Raw genomic sequence first — 16,004 nt, 5'->3', positions numbered from 1 at the left:
GGTTCATCCATTGTCATCCGTGCGACGGGCGTGCCATCCATGCAAGCTGGGCCTGCAGCACGCTGGCAGGGCTGCGGCCGGTGATGGCTTCGTAGACGCCCGGGGCGGTAGCGCCTTCGGTGCTGATCAGCAGCACGCGGGAGTCGGCGCCGAGGCCGGCCTGGGCGGCCAGCTCCGGGTTGGCCATGAGCGCGACCAGCCCGGCCAGGCTGGCGGCGCCCGATTCGCCGCTGAGCACGGGCATGTCGCCGGCGGCGCCACTGGCCAGGGTGCGCATGGCCTCCTCGGCCTGGGCGTCGCCCACCGTCATGAACAGGTCCACCGCAGGCTGCAGAAAGCGCCAGGCCAGGGGCGAGGTCTCGCCGCAGGCCAGGCCCGCCATCACCGAGTCCACGCTGCCCGTGGCGCGTGCCGGCCGGCCAGCGATGGCGCTCTGCAGCAGGCAGTCGGCCTGTTCGGGCTCCACGGCGATGAAGGCCGGGCGCCGGGCGCCGTAGCGCTCCCAGAAATGGCCGACGACGCCCGCGGTCAGGCCGCCCACGCCACCCTGCAGCAGCACATGGGTGAAGGGGCTGGCGCCATCGGTGCGCGTGGGGATCTGCTCGAGCAGCTCCTCGACCAGGATGCCGTAGCCCTGCATCACGTCGCGCGGAATCTCTTCGTAGCCGTCGTACGAGGTGTCGGAGACCACCCACCAGCCGTGGGCGCGGGCCAGGCGCTCGGCCTCCTGCACGGAATCGTCGTAGTTGCCGGCGATGCGCACGACCTCGGCGCCCAGCGCGCGGATGGGCTGCTCGCGCTCGGCGCTGACGTGGGCATGCAGAACGATGACGCAGCGGCAGCCGATGCTCTGCGCAGCAGCGGCCAGGGCCCGGCCGTGGTTGCCGTCGGTGGCGCTGATGACCGTGAAATCGGCAAGGTCCGACGCATGCCGGCCGGCGAGCAGGTCGGCGGGTGCCCAGGCTTCAGCGGGCCACTGGCGCCGCACCAGGCGCAGCAGCGCCACGGGCGCACCCAGTGCCTTGAAGCTGGCGAGCGGCGAGCGCACCGATTCGTCCTTCACATGGATCTGACCGAGCCCCAGTTGCCGCGCCAGGTGGGGCAGGGCGTGCAGCGGGGTGCTGCCAAGGCGCAGCTGATTCCAGCCAGAGAGCCACAGGCGGCTTTCGTGGCCCTGGGCGAGGTTCATCACGCGCTGCAGGTGGGGGTCGTAGGGGCGGCGTGTGGCCTGGGGGTTGGTGAACAGCATGGGATTCTCGGATTCAGGAAATGGGCAGGCGCACGCGGGCGATTTCTGCGAAGTAGCGCGCGCCTATAGGCAACACGGTATCGTTGAAGTCGTAGCCGGCGTTGTGCAAGGGCACGCCACCGGGGCCGCCGGCCTCGCCGTTGCCGATGAACATGAACGCCCCGGGGACCACCTGCAGGAAGGCGCCGAAATCCTCGGAGATCATCATCGGTGTGACATTGCGGTCCAGGCGCTCGGCACCGATGACGGCCTCTGCGGCGGCACTGGCCACCTCCACGCAGGCCGGCCAGTTCACGGTGGGTGCGAGCTCGTGTGTGTAGCTGAAGCGGCAGGTGGCGCCGTGCGCCGCGCAGATGCCTTCGCAGATCTCGCGCATGCGTTTTTCCAGGAGGGCCTGGACCGCCGGCGAATAGCTGCGCGTGTCGCCCTGGATGGTGACGTGGGTGGGCAGGGCGTTGCGGATGCCGTCGGTGGTGAATTCGGTGCATGAGATGACGGCGGGCTGGCTCGGGTCCACCGAGCGGGCCACCACGGTCTGCAGGGCGAGCACGATCTCGGCGCCGATGACCAGCGGGTCCACCGCCATGTGCGGGCGCGCCGCGTGGCCGCCGCGACCGGTGATCGCTATGGTGAAGTTGTCCTCGCTGGCCATGAGGCCGCCGCTGCGTATGGCCATGTGGCCGGCCGGCATGCCGGGGATGTTGTGTGCGCCGTAGATCTCATCGACGGGGAAGCGCTCGAACAGGCCATCGGCCATCATCGCGGCGGCGCCTTTGCCATGCTCCTCGGCAGGCTGGAAGATGAAGCGCACCGTGCCGTCGAAGTCGCGGCGCTCGGCCAGCAGCTGCGCGGCGCCGAGCACCATGGCCATGTGGCCGTCGTGCCCGCAGGCATGCATGCAGCCTGGGTGGCTGGAGGCATGGGCCCGGCCGGGGGCGGCCTCGGCCATTGCCAGGGCATCCATATCGGCGCGCAGGCCGATGGTGGGGCCGCCGCTGCCCACGCTGAGGTTGGCCACCACCCCGGTGCCGCCGATGCCTCGATGGACGTCGAGGCCCAATGCCGAGAGGATGCGCGCCACGTAGTCGGCCGTCTGCACCTCGTTGAATCCGGTCTCGGGGTGGCGGTGCAGGTGGTGGCGCCAGCGCACGAGCTGCTGGTCGAAGTCGGCGGCGGGGGTGGTCATGGCAATGCGCTCCCAGATGTCGGATGGTTCCTACGCATTGTTGGGGTGGGTGCCCGGTTGAAACCACCGCAATACGGCGTTCAATGACGTATCTGTCTCACCATTTGGAGAAGCGTGATGCATTTGTCCCATCGTCCTTTGGTATCGTGGGCGGGCCCATGAACCTTGACCGCCTGGACATCCAGATCCTCAACCTGCTGCAGGAAGACGCCTCGCAGCCGCTGCGCGTGCTGGCCCGCAAGGTCAACAGCTCGCCGGCCACCTGCCAGCGGCGCATTGCCATCCTGCGCGCGGCGGGCATCCTGCTCAAGCAGGTCGCGGTGGTGAACCGGCAGCGCGTGGGGCGCGCGCTCACGGTGTTCGTGTCGGTGGAGCTGGACAAGCAGAACGATGCGCTGCTGCGCAACTTCGAGGCCAAGATGGCGGCGCAGGACGATGTGATGGCCTGCTACGAGGTCTCGGGTGAGTTCGACTTTCTGCTGATCATCAACTCCGCGTCGATGGAGCGCTACCACGCGTTTACGCGCGAGGTGTTTTCGTCGAACAACAATGTGCGCAACTTCAAGAGCACCTTCGCGATGAACTGCTCCAAGTTCGAAACCCGGGTGGCGCTGGATGTGCCGCCCGAGGCCGACAAGGACGACGACGAGGAAGACTGATCAGGCCGAGGGGCGGGTAAGGTCTTCGAGCCGGGTCAGGAAGGCCATGGCCGCTGGCGTGCTGTCGGCGCACATCTCGGCCGAGGGCTGCAGGCCGCTGCAGACGACAGGGCGTGCAGGGTGCCCAAAAATGAGGCAGCGCGCGTCGTCCCCGAGCTGGATGCAGCGCACACCCGCCGGCTTGCCCTGGGGCATGCCGGGGATGGGCGAGCTGATGGACGGGGCGGTGCAGCAGGCGCCGCAGCCGGATCGGCATTGCATCAGATTGCTATAAATTTTATAGCTTAAGCGGCGTTCAGGCGGGCGGAGGCCCACAGCACCTGGTCGACCACGGCACGCACGCGTTCGCGATGGACGGGTTGCACCAGGGCACCCGCTTGGTCGAAAGCCGTGCTGGCCTGGCCCAGGGCAAAGGCTTTGGGTGCCAGCCAGCACTCCAGGTTGTGCAGCAGCGGTGCCAGGTGGCTTTGCGAGCGCAGGCCGCCCAGGCCGCCGTTGGAGGCGCTGAGCATGCCCACCACCTTGCCGCGGAAGGGCTTGGTGCCGTCCTGCCACTCGGGGTTGCCGTTCACGGGGCTCGATGCCCAGTCGATGGTGTTCTTGAGCAGGGCGGTGTAGCTGCCGTTGTACTCGGGCGAGCAGACGATCCAGGCCGGGTGCGCCCACAGCACCTGTTTGAGCCGCACCACGTCGGCCGGCGTGCCTTGCGCCTCCAGGTCGGCGTTGTACATGGGGATGTCGAAGTCCGACAGCTCCAGCAGCGTGACCTCGGCACCCGCATCGCGGGCGATCGCGGCGGTCGCGTGGGCCAGGCGGCGGTTGAACGATTGCTGGCGCGTGCTGCCGGCGAAGACGAGGAGCGGGTTCTTGTGCATAGCTGGATTGGAGCACAGGGCAAGGGCAGGATTCCTGCAAGCGCTGGGCTATCCGCCCGGCGAACGGTTCGCGCGCGGCGGCGCCAGCCGCCACACCAGGGTGGCCAGCGCCGCCACGAAGGCCGCCGGGCTGAGCAGGGCGCGCCAGAGGTTGGCCGCGTTCCAGCGCGTGCGCACCTGGGCCCAGTCGGCGGGCAGCACCTGCGGGTTCCAGGCCTCGGTGGTGGCGTTGAGCGGCAGGTTCACCTGCTGGGTGAAGAAGACGATGCCCAGCAGATAGGCCAGCAGCACGGCGGCCAGCGTGGGCCACCAGGCTTCGCGACGCCGGGCCCAGCCGGTGGCCAGGGCCAGCGCGCACCACAGGGGCGGGCCGAAGAACAGCGCAAAGAACAGGCTGTGGCGCACGTTGCGGTTCAGGGCCGACTGCACGGTGGCGTAGGTCGCGCCATCCATCTGCAGCATGGCCAGGTTCACATTGCCGCTGTAGGTGCCGAAGAAGCCGGCCATGAGGCCGAGCCAGATGACCGCCAGGAAGTGGGGAGCCACGGCGATGGCGGAGCGGACGTGGGAAGGGGTGGTAGGCATGGAGCCCACTGTGCCCATGGCGATGGCTTGTCGCCTTAGCCTTTGATAAGGCCCATCTCGCTGCGTACGCGCGAGAGCGTGACATCGGTGACACCGAGGTACGAGGCCAGATGCCGCAGGGCGATGCGCTGCGACCAGTCGGGGTGCTGGGCCAGCAGCCGGGCATAGCGCTCGCGCGCGCTCAACTGCAGAAATTCCTGCTCGCGCTGCATCTTGCCGTCGAGCAGGGCGCACAGAACCCGGTGCTCGAGCGCCGTCCAGGGCGCCCAGCCATCGGTGGGCGTGGAGGTGCCCCATGCGGGCAGGGGCATCGCCCACACCCGGCTGTCTTCCAGTGGTTCCACGTGGAACATCACGGGTTGCTGCCGCAGGCTCGGGGTGATGGGCCAGAACAGGGCGCCATCGAGAAAGAAGTTCTTGTTGGCTTCTGCTCCGTCCCGGTCCACGAGGTACAAGCGCAGGGCGCCGCGCTCCACCCACCACAGGTGGCGCCACGGTTCGCCAGCGCGCAGCAGGGGCTGGCCCTTGCCGAAGTCGACAGGCTGGGAACTCGCCCACCACGCTGCCACCGGTACGGGCGGATCGCCCACCAGTCGGGTGAGAAAGTGGGTCAGAGGGCTGTGGGCAGACACGGTGGGCGCAAAGTGGGAAAATCCCGGGTTGCCCGCCGGGGCAGGGTGCAGGCTTGTACCCCCGCACCCGGGCGGGGCCCGGCCACAGGTGTCGTACCGGGATTTTTGATTATCGGGCCTGACAGGCCCCGGAGCGTTCCCATGTTGTACCCCCAGGAATTTGATGTGATCGTCGTCGGCGGTGGCCATGCCGGCACCGAGGCCGCGCTGGCGGCTGCCCGCATGGGCAGCAAGACGCTGCTGCTCACGCACAACATCGAGACGCTGGGGCAGATGAGCTGCAACCCCAGCATCGGCGGCATCGGCAAAGGCCACCTGGTCAAGGAGGTGGACGCCCTGGGCGGCGCCATGGCGTTGGCCACGGACGAGGGCGGCATCCAGTTCCGCATCCTCAACAGTTCCAAGGGCCCAGCCGTGCGCGCTACCCGTGCGCAGGCCGACCGCATTCTGTACAAGGCCGCCATCCGCCGCATGCTGGAGAACCAGCCCAACCTGTGGCTGTTCCAGCAGGCGGTGGACGACCTGATGGTGGAGGGCGACCGGGTGGTGGGCGCCGTCACGCAGGTGGGCATCCGCTTCCGTTCGCGCACGGTGGTGCTCACGGCCGGCACCTTCCTCGATGGCAAGATCCATGTGGGCTTGAACAACTACGCGGCCGGCCGGGCAGGGGACCCACCCGCCGTGTCGCTGTCGGCACGCCTCAAGGAGCTCAAGCTGCCCCAGGGGCGCCTGAAGACCGGTACGCCGCCGCGCCTGGATGGGCGCAGCATCGACTTTTCCAAGTGCGCGGAGCAGCCCGGCGACGGCATGCCGGGCGGCGTGAACGAGGGCACGGTGCCGGTGTTCAGCTTCATGGGCCATGCGACCATGCACCCGCGCCAGATGCCGTGCTGGGTGACGCACACCAACGAGCGCACGCACGAGATCATCCGCAGCGGCTTCGACCGCAGCCCCATGTTCACCGGCAAGATCGAGGGCGTGGGCCCGCGCTACTGCCCGAGCGTGGAAGACAAGATCAACCGCTTTGCCGACAAGGACAGCCACCAGATCTTTCTGGAACCCGAAGGCCTGACCACGCACGAGTTTTACCCCAACGGCATCAGCACCAGCCTGCCGTTCGACATCCAGTACGAGCTGGTGCGCAGCATGCCGGGTCTGGAGAACGCGCACATCCTGCGCCCGGGATACGCCATCGAGTACGACTACTTCGACCCGCGCTCGCTCAAGAGCAGCTTCGAGACGCGCCAGATCCAGGGCCTGTTCTTTGCAGGCCAGATCAATGGAACAACGGGCTACGAAGAAGCCGCCGCCCAAGGTCTGTTCGCTGGCGTCAACGCGGCGTTGCAGTGCCGGGGCGATGGCCCCTGGCTGCCGGGCCGCGACGAGGCCTACCTGGGCGTGCTGGTGGACGACCTGATCACCAAGGGCGTGAACGAGCCCTACCGCATGTTCACCAGCCGGGCCGAGTTCCGCCTGCAGCTGCGTGAGGACAATGCCGACCTGCGCCTGACCGAGATGGGCCGCAAGATGGGTCTGGTGGACGATGCCCGCTGGGACGCCTTCAGCCGCAAGCGCGACGCTGTTTCACGTGAAACAGAGCGCCTCAAGGCCACCTGGGTGAACCCACGCAGCCTGCCTGCGGCCGAGTCTGAGCGGGTGTTGGGCAAGAGCATCGAGCACGAGTACAACCTGTTCGAGCTGCTGCGCCGACCTGATGTGGGCTACGCGGCGCTGGTGGGTATGGACGGTGGCAAGTACGCCTCGGCCGATGTTTCACGTGAAACCCTGGGCAGCTTGAACGAGTCTGTTGTCGAGCAGCTGGAGATCGCGGCCAAGTACTCGGGCTACATCGACCGCCAGAAGGATGAGGTGGAGCGCGCCGCCCACTACGAGAGCCTCAAGCTGCCGGACGACCTGGATTACATGCAGGTGTCGGCGCTCTCCATCGAGGCGCGCCAGATTTTGACCCGCCACCGCCCCGAAACGCTGGGCCTGGCATCGCGCATCTCGGGCATCACGCCTGCGACGATTTCACTGCTCATGGTGCATCTCAAGAAGGGCGCTTTCCGTGGTATTGCCGGCGCACGTGCCCATGCAGAAACCACAGCGCACTGAGCGGCCCGTGGCCGGCAAAGGCAGGGCAGGGCTGCGCGCGCGCCAGCGCGGCGAGTTGTTGATGGTGCGTGCCATCGCCGTGGTGGCTGTTTTGGTGCTGCTGCTGGCCATTCCGCTGTGGATGAAGCACCAGCGCGACAAGCGCGCCGAGGCGCAAACCGGCAAGGAAAGCGCTGTGTTGTCGCGAGGCACTCCTGTTCCCGTCCGCCCGGCACAGACGGTGGCGTCCGGGGCGGTGTCCACGGCAGCGGTGCCAGCGGCGGCCAGCTCGGGCATCGGCCATGGCCTCACCTTTGCGGTGGTGGCGGACGATGCCACCGTGCCCGCCGAGATCGCTCGCCTGGGCTGCGCAGGGGAGCCCCGCGCGACGGACCGGCCCTTGAAGGACGACCACCCCTGCAACCACCAGCAGGGCGACACCTCGTGCCGCGTGGTGCTGCCCGTGCTGTGCATCCAGCCCGGCACAGCTGCCAAACCTGCAGGGGCCTCCGATGCCATCTATGCCGGTTGGACCGGTGGCATGCTGGCACCGACCCAGCCCGTGATGGGCGCGATCCTGACCTCCGCAGCCCTGGCGTCGGCCCGGTGCGAAAAGGAGTTAGGCAGCGGCTGGCGCATGGCCGATGTGCTGGATGGCCTGAACAGCGGCGGCCTGCAGGGCATGCGCACCACGAATACGACCCTGGGTCAGGGCACCCGCTACTGGGTGCAGACCAAGGACCAGCCAGCCAACTGCTGGAACAGCGCCGGCTCCTGATGGCCGCAGTGGTTGGGTGGTTTCACGTGGAACCACCGAGCGAAACCACGCAACCCGACGCACTGCCTACTGAACAACGGATACCGAGAGATGGTCATGAACACCCCTTCCGCCACCACGGCGGCCTTCCGCCCCACGCTGCTGTCGGCCGCCGAGCAACTGGGCGTACCGCTCACCGGTGCGCAGGCCGATGCCCTGCTGTGCTACCTGGACCTGATCCAGAAGTGGACCAAGGTCTACAACCTCACGGCCGTGCGTGACCCGAAGGAGATGCTGACCCACCACCTGCTGGACAGCCTGGCGGCGGTACCGCCGCTGCGCCGCGCGTTGGCGCAAGAGGCCTTGCCGCCAGGGCAGGGTGCCCGCCTGCTCGACGTAGGTGCCGGTGCCGGCCTGCCGGGCGTGGTGATCGCCGTCTGCTGCCCTGAAGTGGATGTGAGCTGCGTGGACACGGTGGCCAAGAAGGCCGCCTTCATCCAGCAGGTAGCGGTGTCTCTCAAGCTCCCCAACCTGCGTGGCGTGCATGCCCGGGTCGAGAGCCTGGACGGCCCCTTCGACGTGGTGACCAGCCGGGCCTTCGCCTCGCTGGTGGATTTCACCACCTGGTCGCGCCAGGCCCTGGGTGCGCATAGCGTGTGGCTGGCCATGAAGGGCAAGCACCCCACGGAGGAAATTGCGGCCTTGCCAGCCAGCGTGCAGGTGTTTCACGTGGAACAGCTCACCGTGCCGGGCCTGGAGGCCGAGCGCTGCATCGTCTGGATGCGCCCGGCGTGACGCGCTGTGGGTAAAAAGGGCGGGGCTGCGCGCACGGGTCGCGTAAACTCGCCGCTCGCTGGTCGTTTGTTGCAGCAGCAGTATTCGCCCGCTCGCGGCTCGTCTTTCCCCTGGGGGTTTTCTCATGTTTGGCATTGCGGATTACGGCGCCTTCGTGGCCGCCATCGTGCTGTTCTTGGCAATCCCCGGTCCGGGCAATCTGGCCTTGATCACCTCCACCAGCAAAGGCGGTATCCGCGGTGGCCTGGCCGCCACCATGGGGGTGATCGCTGGCGACCAGGTGCTGATGTGGATGGCGGTGGCCGGCGTGGCCGCCCTGCTGTCCACCTACCCCACCGCCTTCCATGCCGTGCAGTGGCTTGGTGCGGCCTACCTGGCCTGGCTGGGTTTTAAGATGCTCACGGCCAAGCCCGGTGCCCAGCCCATCCTCAACATCGAGCCGCGCCACTACTTCAAGCAGGCTGCGCTGATCACCTTGCTCAACCCCAAGGCCATCGTGTTCTACATGGCTTTCTTCCCGCTGTTCGTCGATCCGGCCCGCCACCAGGGCCTGCTGACCTTCGGCGTGATGGCGGCCACCGTGGCGGCTCTCACCTTTGCCTACGGCCTCATTGCCGTGCTGCTTACCCACCACCTGGCGGAGCGCATGCGCGCCAACCCCACCATCGGCCGCGTGCTCGAAAAAGTCGCCGGCGTGTTCCTGATCGGCTTCGGCATCAAGCTGGCCATTTCGAAGTAAACAAGGCATCCACCCCATGGCCCAGATTTTTTGCATCGCGAACCAGAAGGGTGGCGTCGGAAAGACCACCACCACCGTCAACCTGGCGGCCGGTCTGGCGAAGATCGGCCAGCGCGTGCTGATGGTAGACCTGGACCCGCAGGGCAATGCCACCATGGGTTCGAACCTGGACAAGCGCAAGCTCGACCTCACGGTGTACGACGTGCTGCTCGAATCCGCCTCGGTGCGCGAGGCGGCGGTGCTCTCTGAGAAATGCGGCTACCACGTGCTGGGCGCCAACCGCGAACTGGCCGGTGCCGAGGTCGAGCTGGTGGCACTGGAGCATCGCGAAAAGCGCCTCAAGGCCGCACTGGCCGAAGTGGATGCGGACTACGACTTCGTGCTCATCGACTGCCCACCCTCGCTGTCCATGCTGACCTTGAACGGCCTGTGCTCGGCCCATGGCGTGGTCGTGCCCATGCAGTGCGAGTACTTCGCGCTCGAAGGCCTGACCGACCTGGTCAACACCATCAAGCAGGTGCATGCCAACCTCAATGCCGACCTGCAGATCATCGGCCTGCTGCGCGTGATGTTCGATCCGCGCATCACCCTGCAGCAACAGGTCAGCGAACAGCTCAAGGACCACTTCGGCGACAAGGTGTTCAACACCGTGATCCCGCGCAACGTGCGCCTGGCCGAAGCCCCGAGCTACGGCTTGCCTGGCGTGGTGTTCGACCCGCTGGCCAAGGGCAGCCAGGCCTTCATCGAGTTTGCGCAGGAGATGGTCGAGCGTGTGCAGAGCATGAAGGCGCTGGGCAAGAAGCCTGCGATCGTCTGACCGGGTGCCTGTCCAGTTGCTATCAAATTCATAGTATGAGTTCACCCTCCGATACCGTGCTCGTTCTGCCTGGTTGGCAGAGTTCCGGCCCCGACCATTGGCAGAGTCGCTGGGAGGCGCTGCACGGTTTTCACCGCGTGGAGCAGCACGACTGGATGCGCCCGCTGCGCGGCGACTGGACCGCGCGGCTCGAGGAGACCATCATCGATGCCCCGGGCCCCGTGGTGCTCGTGGCGCACAGCCTGGGCTGCATCCTCACCGCCTGGTGGGCCGCGCACTCGGCGCACACGCAGCGCGTCAAGGGCGCGCTGCTGGTGGCGCCGGGCGACGTGGAGCGCGAGGACATCGCCGGCTACCTGCCGGGCTGGTCGCCGATTGCGCGCCAGCCCCTGCCGTTCCCTGCCGTGCTGGTGGGTAGCCGCAACGACCCGTACTGCAGCTTCGAGCGGGCCGAAGGCATGGCCCGGGCCTGGGGGGCGCGCTTCATAGACTACGGCGAGCGCGGGCACATCAATGCCGAGTCGGGCCTGGCGGACTGGCCCGAGGGGCTTGCCCTGCTGGCCGGCCTGCAATCGCCCGCCGTACCACCGCAGCCCATCACTTGACCCGCCATGTCCAAAACCAATCTCCTTGAGACAGCCCGGTCGTTTCCGAACGCCTGGTCGTCGCGCGTCATCGGCCGGGCCGCCAACGCCAACGTCAAGGTGTTGCGCATGGACTCGGGCGCTTACCCCGACGAGTCGCACGACTTTGACGAAGCCCTGCTGGTGCTCGACGGCTGCATGCGCCTGGATCTGCAAGGCCAGGTCACCGAGGTGCAGGCCGGCGAGGTCTTCATCGTGCCCGCTGGCGTGCCTCATGCGGTGGCACCGGGCAGCCATGGCACGCTGGTGATCATTGACCAGTGATGTCCTGGTTCTCCAACACTTCGTCAGCACCCGGCCAGTCCTGGACCCAGCGGCTGGGCACGCGGGTGCGTTCCGAGCTGGGCGATAAGCTGGAACTGCTGGCCAGTGCAGCAAGCCTGGTCGGAATTCCCCTGGCCGTGATTCTGGGCAAACTGTTCCTGGCGGCCGTATTGGCGGCGCTGGTGCTGGGTATAGGCCTGCGGTTTGCCCGGCGCCGTAGGCTGCCCGGCCACATGCGTGCTTCGGCCCCTCTCGACTCCCCCAAAAAATAAACTATCAATTCACCATGGTCACCAAAAAACCCAAGGGCCTCGGACGCGGCCTTGAAGCCCTGCTGGGCCCCAAGGTCAGCGAAGCCTCCGAGCAAGCCCAGGCGGCCGATGCCGGCCTGCCCAACACGCTGACCCTGGCCGAGATGGTGCCTGGCATGTACCAGCCGCGCACGCGCATGGACGAGGGTGCGCTGTACGAGCTGGCCGAGAGCATCAAGGTGCAGGGCATCATGCAGCCCATCCTGGTACGGCGCCTGGCCGATGGCGAGAACGCTGGCAAGTACGAAATCATCGCCGGCGAGCGGCGCTTCCGTGCCGCGCGGCTGGCCGGGCTGGACCGCGTGCCGGTGCTGGTGCGCGACGTGCCCAACGAGGCCGCCGCCGCGATGGCGCTGATCGAGAACATCCAGCGCGAAGACCTGAACCCGCTCGAAGAAGCCCATGGCCTGCAGCGCCTGGTCAAGGAGTTCGGCCTCACGCACGAGCTGGCGGCCCAGGCCGTGGGCCGCTCGCGCAGCGCCGCGAGCAACCTGCTGCGCCTGTTGAACCTGGCCGAGCCGGTGCAGACCATGCTCATGGCCGGCGACATCGACATGGGCCATGCGCGTGCACTGCTGTCGCTCGACCGCGCGGCGCAGATCACGGCCGGCAACCAGATCGCGGCCAAGAAGCTCTCGGTGCGCGAGGCCGAGGCCCTGGTCAAGAAGATCGGTGCCGAGTTCAGCCTCATGCCGCAAAAGCCCAAGAAGGAAAAATCGCGCGACCTGCGGCGTGTGGAAGAAGAACTGTCCGACCTGCTCATGGCCGAGGTCGAGGTGCGCGTGAAAAAGCGCGTGAAGCGCGCTGGGCGCGTGGAGGACATGGGTGAGCTGGCGATCCAGTTCGGCTCCATCGAAGAACTCAACGGCCTGATCGAGCGCCTGCGCGGCTAACAAAATTCTTCTGGCGTCGTTGCTGCGTCTTGTCGTACCCGTCGTACTGCCTGCGACGCAGCGCTTGGCCAGAACCGCTTCGCTGAGTTTTGTTGTCCGCTCTGGGCGGTGCCTGTTCAGGGCGCACGGAGCCCTCTGGCACGGGGCCACGTGACAAAGTGCACACAATCGTGCCGCGGCGGCTTGCACAGGCGTGTTGCGGTGCGCCATGCCGGCCTACACTGCGCTCCATTCCATCCCGGGGCATGTGCACCGGGGGAGTTCTGGAGAGCCCCATGTCCCGCGCACACCGCCCGCCGTTCCCTGCCGTCCTGGCCACAGGATGGTGCCTGCCGGGCGTGGCCATTTGCGCCATTTGCGCGCAGACTGTGCGCCTGATCGTCTCCGGCACCGCCCATTCCCAGCAAGGCCTTTTCGGCCTGTAATGTATATGCCACTGCGCCTGCTGCCCTGGCCCCTTCCCGCGCTGCTGGCGTGGGCGGGAGCATGGCTGCTGTACCTCAGCCTGCAGCGGGCCGTGCCCCCCATGGCGGCGCTGGTGGCCGCCTGCCTGCTGGGCACGGCTGCGAGCCTGCTGGGTGCCAGCTGGTGGCGCCGCGCGCTGATTGCGCTGGGCTTTCCGCTGTCGCTGGCGATCACCGGCCTGGCCAGCCTGCCGGCCTGGGCCTGGCTGGTGCCGCTGGCCCTGCTGCTGGCGGTCTACCCCCTCAATGCCTGGCGTGACGCGCCCATCTTCCCCACGCCGCGCCATGCGCTGCAGGCGCTGGCGGTACAGGTTTCCCTGGCGCCGGGCGCCCGGGTGCTCGACGCCGGCTGCGGCCTGGGCGATGGCCTCATCGCGCTGCGCCACGCCTATCCCGATGCACGCATGGAGGGCCTGGAATGGAGTTGGCCACTGCGCCTGGCCTGCGCGCTGCGCTGCCCCTGGGCCAAGGTGCGCCGTGGCGACATGTGGCAGGCCGACTGGAGCGGCTACCAGATGGTCTACCTGTTCCAGCGCCCCGAGAGCATGGCCCGCGCCGCCGCCAAGGCCCAGGCCGAGATGGCGCCCGGCTCCTGGCTGGTGAGCCTGGAGTTCGCCGTGCCCGGCCTGCTGCCCCGTGCCCAGCTGCGTGCACCGGGCGGGCGGGTGGTGTGGATCTACCGCCTGCCCTTGCTGACTGAAAAGGGGGCCTGAAATGCACCGCTACAACTGTTTTCCCCAGCCCTTGTCGGTTACAGAAAAGATACATCCTTTTGCTACATTGCGCCCTGGCTTCAGAGCACACAAGAACCAAGAAATTCACAGCCACAAGGGGCTTGCAGCCGCAACCGCGAGGACCAGCGCCAGGAGGGAGCGCGAGGTCCTGCACAGCTTTCCTTGTCCGGTCGACAACCTCCATCGCAATCAGCATGCCGCGTTCGGCACCCCCATGGGTGTCTGCCGCCGCGTTGCTGTAGCAGGGGCGCGTCGCCGGGGTTTTCTGGTGAACACCCGAATCATTTGCAAGGAGTATTCATGACCATTCGACCCCAATTGCGTCCCCGCCTTCTGTGGGTGTTGGCGCTCAGCGCCGCCCTCACGGGCTGCGCGACGATGCAGAGCCATGACAAGCTCGCCAGCGACGTGCAGGGCGCTGGCCGCAGCGGTGGCATTCCCGCCGCCATCGCACAGCTCGAATCCACGGCCAAGACCGAGGACGAGAAGACCGCGCTGCTCTTCAACATGGAGCGCGGCGAGCTGCTGCGCATGGACCGCCGCTACGCGGACAGCACGAACGCCTTTCTGCTGGCCGACGTGAAGGTCAAGGAGTGGGAAGACACGGCCAAGAGCAATCCGCAAAAGCTCATGGGCACCGTGGGCGCAGCGCTGATCAGCGAGCGCTTGAAGGCCTATGAAGGCCAGGACTACGAGAAGGTCTGGCTGACCACGCGCCTGGCGCTCAACCGCGTGGCCGTGGGCGACGTGGAAAACGCCCGCGTGGACATCAAGCGCACCCATGAACGCGAAGCCATCATTGCCGAGTTCCGCTCCAAGGAAACCGTGGCGGCCGAGCAGGAAGCCAAGTCCAAGGGCGCCAGCTCGGGCGGCAAGGAGCTCAACGGCTACCCCGTCGAGACCTTCAACGACCCCGAAGTGCTGGCCCTGAAGAACGGCTACCAGAACGCCCTGAGCCACTACCTGGCCGGCTTCCTGTACGAGATGCTCAACGAGCCGGGCCTGGCCGCACCAGGCTACCGCAAGGCCATCGAGCTCAAGCCCGAGACCGGCGTGCTCGAAGAAGGCCTGCGCGGCCTGGACAGCCGCACCAGCTTCACCTGGAAGCGCCGCCAGCGCATGACCGACGTGCTGTTCGTGGTCGAGGCCGGTGATGCGCCTGCACGCAAGCCCCGCGCCTTCACCCTGCCGGTGCCCGTGGGTAGCCGCTGGACCACGGTGAGCGTTTCCTACCCTGTGATCGAGCCCTCGCGCGACGCGCCGCTGACCAACCTGTCGGCCGCCGGCACGGACTTCAAGCTCGAAAAAGTGGTTGACGTGAACGTGATGGCACGCCGCGCCCTGAAGGACGAAATGCCCGGCATGGTGCTGCGCGGCTTCACGCGCGCCGTGGCCAAGGGCGTGCTGCAGGACCAGCTGCAAAAGAAGGGCGGCCTGCTGGGCGGCATCGTGGGTGCCGTGGCAGCCTCGGCCACCGAACAGGCCGACGACCGCATGTGGCGCATGCTGCCCGGCCGTGTCTACGTGGCCCGTGGCTACCTGCCACCCGGAGAGCACACCATCACCATCAACGGCCGCGCACTGCCGCAGCCCGTGAAGGTCGACGGCCAGTACGCCCTGGTGCCCCTGCGCCTGTACGAGAACAGCGTGCTCATGGGCGACGTGGCCTCGGTCGGCCAGCTGGCCGCAACGGCCTCTACTGCCGCCGTGGCACCAGCGGTCGACGTGCCTTCCTCGTCCACCAAGACGATCTCCACGACGACGACCACCAAGACAACCACCACCACCAACCGCACGCGGCCTGCGGCCAAGCCCGCGGCAGCGCCCGTGACCCCGGCCAAGAACTGAACCGAAGACCGTTTTCCAAGGAGCCTTACCCATGACTATCCGCACCCACCTGACCGCCATCGGCGTCGCCGTGATGGCACTGACCGGCGCTGGGGCCCACGCCCAGCTGCACGACCCTGCGACCCCCATCGCCGTGGCCTCCAAGGTGGCGTTGCGCGGCGAAGCCAACAGCATCGCCGTGCGCGAGATGCGCATCGTGCGCACCAACGAGATCCTGGTGGTGCAGGCCGACATGGCCAACATGGGCCGCACCGACCGCACCGTGTTCTACCGCTTCAAGTGGCTGGACCAGGTGGGCAACCAGGTGGGTGACGGAGAGTCGTGGAAGCAGATGAGTGTGCTGGGCCTGGGCCAGCAGACCGTCAAGAGCGTAGCCCCCACCAGCGCTGCAGTCGACCTGCGCCTGGAAATGAACGTAGAACCGCGCTGAACACCGCAGCGCCGACCGGAGAAAACAC

General features: G+C 67.4%; 20 protein-coding genes. 14 read left to right on the top strand and 6 right to left on the bottom strand.

Annotated elements, in window-relative coordinates:
* Positions 1 to 13: 13 nt before the first annotated feature.
* Positions 14 to 1,249: a diaminopropionate ammonia-lyase gene (locus ACSQ9E_RS28695; RefSeq protein WP_436219806.1), complete on the bottom strand. Its 1,236-nt coding sequence runs from the start codon at positions 1,247 to 1,249 to the stop codon at positions 14 to 16.
* Between the two features lie 13 nt (positions 1,250 to 1,262).
* Complete coding sequence (locus ACSQ9E_RS28690; protein WP_436219805.1) at positions 1,263 to 2,435, bottom strand: M20 aminoacylase family protein; 1,173 nt, start codon at positions 2,433 to 2,435, stop codon at positions 1,263 to 1,265.
* Positions 2,436 to 2,593: 158 nt separating this feature from the next.
* On the opposite strand from ACSQ9E_RS28690, the gene ACSQ9E_RS28685 reads away from it, so the two are divergent.
* Positions 2,594 to 3,094 (top strand): Lrp/AsnC family transcriptional regulator, encoded by a 501-nt coding sequence (locus ACSQ9E_RS28685; RefSeq protein ID WP_057200798.1) that lies wholly within the window; start codon positions 2,594 to 2,596, stop codon positions 3,092 to 3,094.
* On the opposite strand, the gene ACSQ9E_RS28680 is transcribed toward ACSQ9E_RS28685, so the two are convergent.
* The 4 genes from ACSQ9E_RS28680 to ACSQ9E_RS28665 are packed head-to-tail and all read right to left on the bottom strand — an operon-like array spanning position 3,095 to position 5,186.
* Positions 3,095 to 3,355, bottom strand: coding sequence for a YkgJ family cysteine cluster protein (locus ACSQ9E_RS28680; RefSeq protein ID WP_436219804.1), 261 nt, complete (start codon positions 3,353 to 3,355; stop codon positions 3,095 to 3,097). It lies immediately after the preceding gene.
* Positions 3,356 to 3,378: 23 nt separating this feature from the next.
* Positions 3,379 to 3,969: an NADPH-dependent FMN reductase gene (locus ACSQ9E_RS28675; RefSeq protein WP_057200396.1), complete on the bottom strand. Its 591-nt coding sequence runs from the start codon at positions 3,967 to 3,969 to the stop codon at positions 3,379 to 3,381.
* Positions 3,970 to 4,017: 48 nt separating this feature from the next.
* Positions 4,018 to 4,554, bottom strand: coding sequence for an anthrone oxygenase family protein (locus ACSQ9E_RS28670; protein ID WP_428002933.1), 537 nt, complete (start codon positions 4,552 to 4,554; stop codon positions 4,018 to 4,020).
* A gap of 35 nt (positions 4,555 to 4,589) precedes the next feature.
* Positions 4,590 to 5,186 carry a Crp/Fnr family transcriptional regulator gene (locus ACSQ9E_RS28665; RefSeq protein WP_436219803.1) on the bottom strand — a complete coding sequence of 199 codons (597 nt, stop codon included), beginning with the start codon at positions 5,184 to 5,186 and terminating at the stop codon, positions 4,590 to 4,592.
* A gap of 141 nt (positions 5,187 to 5,327) precedes the next feature.
* Between ACSQ9E_RS28665 and mnmG the strand changes: the two genes are divergently transcribed.
* From mnmG to ACSQ9E_RS28600, 13 genes are all read left to right on the top strand, one after another.
* Positions 5,328 to 7,301 (top strand): tRNA uridine-5-carboxymethylaminomethyl(34) synthesis enzyme MnmG, encoded by a 1,974-nt coding sequence (mnmG, locus tag ACSQ9E_RS28660; RefSeq protein WP_057200395.1) that lies wholly within the window; start codon positions 5,328 to 5,330, stop codon positions 7,299 to 7,301.
* The gene (locus ACSQ9E_RS28655) at positions 7,279 to 8,058 is read left to right on the top strand and encodes a hypothetical protein (protein ID WP_157412361.1); all 780 of its coding nucleotides are present in this window, start codon (positions 7,279 to 7,281) and stop codon (positions 8,056 to 8,058) included. The genes mnmG and ACSQ9E_RS28655 overlap by 23 nt, the downstream gene beginning before the upstream one ends.
* Before the next feature lie 96 nt (positions 8,059 to 8,154).
* Positions 8,155 to 8,832, top strand: a complete 678-nt coding sequence (rsmG, locus tag ACSQ9E_RS28650) for a 16S rRNA (guanine(527)-N(7))-methyltransferase RsmG (RefSeq protein ID WP_436219802.1) — start codon at positions 8,155 to 8,157, stop codon at positions 8,830 to 8,832.
* Between the two features lie 124 nt (positions 8,833 to 8,956).
* The gene (locus ACSQ9E_RS28645) at positions 8,957 to 9,571 is read left to right on the top strand and encodes a LysE family transporter (RefSeq protein WP_057200393.1); all 615 of its coding nucleotides are present in this window, start codon (positions 8,957 to 8,959) and stop codon (positions 9,569 to 9,571) included.
* Between the two features lie 16 nt (positions 9,572 to 9,587).
* Positions 9,588 to 10,388 carry a ParA family protein gene (locus ACSQ9E_RS28640; protein WP_436176281.1) on the top strand — a complete coding sequence of 267 codons (801 nt, stop codon included), beginning with the start codon at positions 9,588 to 9,590 and terminating at the stop codon, positions 10,386 to 10,388.
* Positions 10,389 to 10,423: 35 nt separating this feature from the next.
* Positions 10,424 to 10,993: an RBBP9/YdeN family alpha/beta hydrolase gene (locus tag ACSQ9E_RS28635; protein ID WP_428002930.1), complete on the top strand. Its 570-nt coding sequence runs from the start codon at positions 10,424 to 10,426 to the stop codon at positions 10,991 to 10,993.
* 6 nt (positions 10,994 to 10,999) lie between these two features.
* On the top strand, positions 11,000 to 11,296 hold the full coding sequence (locus tag ACSQ9E_RS28630; RefSeq protein WP_436219801.1) for a cupin domain-containing protein: 297 nt from the start codon (positions 11,000 to 11,002) through the stop codon (positions 11,294 to 11,296).
* Positions 11,296 to 11,568, top strand: coding sequence for a hypothetical protein (locus tag ACSQ9E_RS28625; RefSeq protein WP_436219800.1), 273 nt, complete (start codon positions 11,296 to 11,298; stop codon positions 11,566 to 11,568). The genes ACSQ9E_RS28630 and ACSQ9E_RS28625 overlap by 1 nt, the downstream gene beginning before the upstream one ends.
* 14 nt (positions 11,569 to 11,582) lie before the next feature.
* Positions 11,583 to 12,500: a ParB/RepB/Spo0J family partition protein gene (locus tag ACSQ9E_RS28620; protein WP_436219799.1), complete on the top strand. Its 918-nt coding sequence runs from the start codon at positions 11,583 to 11,585 to the stop codon at positions 12,498 to 12,500.
* Between the two features lie 275 nt (positions 12,501 to 12,775).
* Complete coding sequence (locus ACSQ9E_RS28615) at positions 12,776 to 12,925, top strand: hypothetical protein (RefSeq protein ID WP_157412360.1); 150 nt, start codon at positions 12,776 to 12,778, stop codon at positions 12,923 to 12,925.
* Entirely contained in the window at positions 12,925 to 13,677 is a 753-nt protein-coding gene (locus tag ACSQ9E_RS28610; protein ID WP_057200389.1) for a hypothetical protein, read from the top strand. Before ACSQ9E_RS28615 ends, ACSQ9E_RS28610 begins: the two co-directional genes overlap by 1 nt.
* A 321-nt stretch (positions 13,678 to 13,998) precedes the next feature.
* The gene (locus tag ACSQ9E_RS28605) at positions 13,999 to 15,546 is read left to right on the top strand and encodes a COG3014 family protein (RefSeq protein ID WP_436219798.1); all 1,548 of its coding nucleotides are present in this window, start codon (positions 13,999 to 14,001) and stop codon (positions 15,544 to 15,546) included.
* A 31-nt stretch (positions 15,547 to 15,577) separates the two neighbouring features.
* Positions 15,578 to 15,976 carry a YcfL family protein gene (locus ACSQ9E_RS28600; protein WP_436219797.1) on the top strand — a complete coding sequence of 133 codons (399 nt, stop codon included), beginning with the start codon at positions 15,578 to 15,580 and terminating at the stop codon, positions 15,974 to 15,976.
* The last annotated feature ends 28 nt before the right edge of the window (positions 15,977 to 16,004 follow it).

The organism is Acidovorax sp. LjRoot118 (assembly GCF_964253575.1).
In the GTDB taxonomy this organism is placed as follows: domain Bacteria; phylum Pseudomonadota; class Gammaproteobacteria; order Burkholderiales; family Burkholderiaceae_C; genus Acidovorax.
Note: the sequence above shows the minus strand (reverse complement) of the source record. Positions and strands in the feature narration are given on the sequence as shown.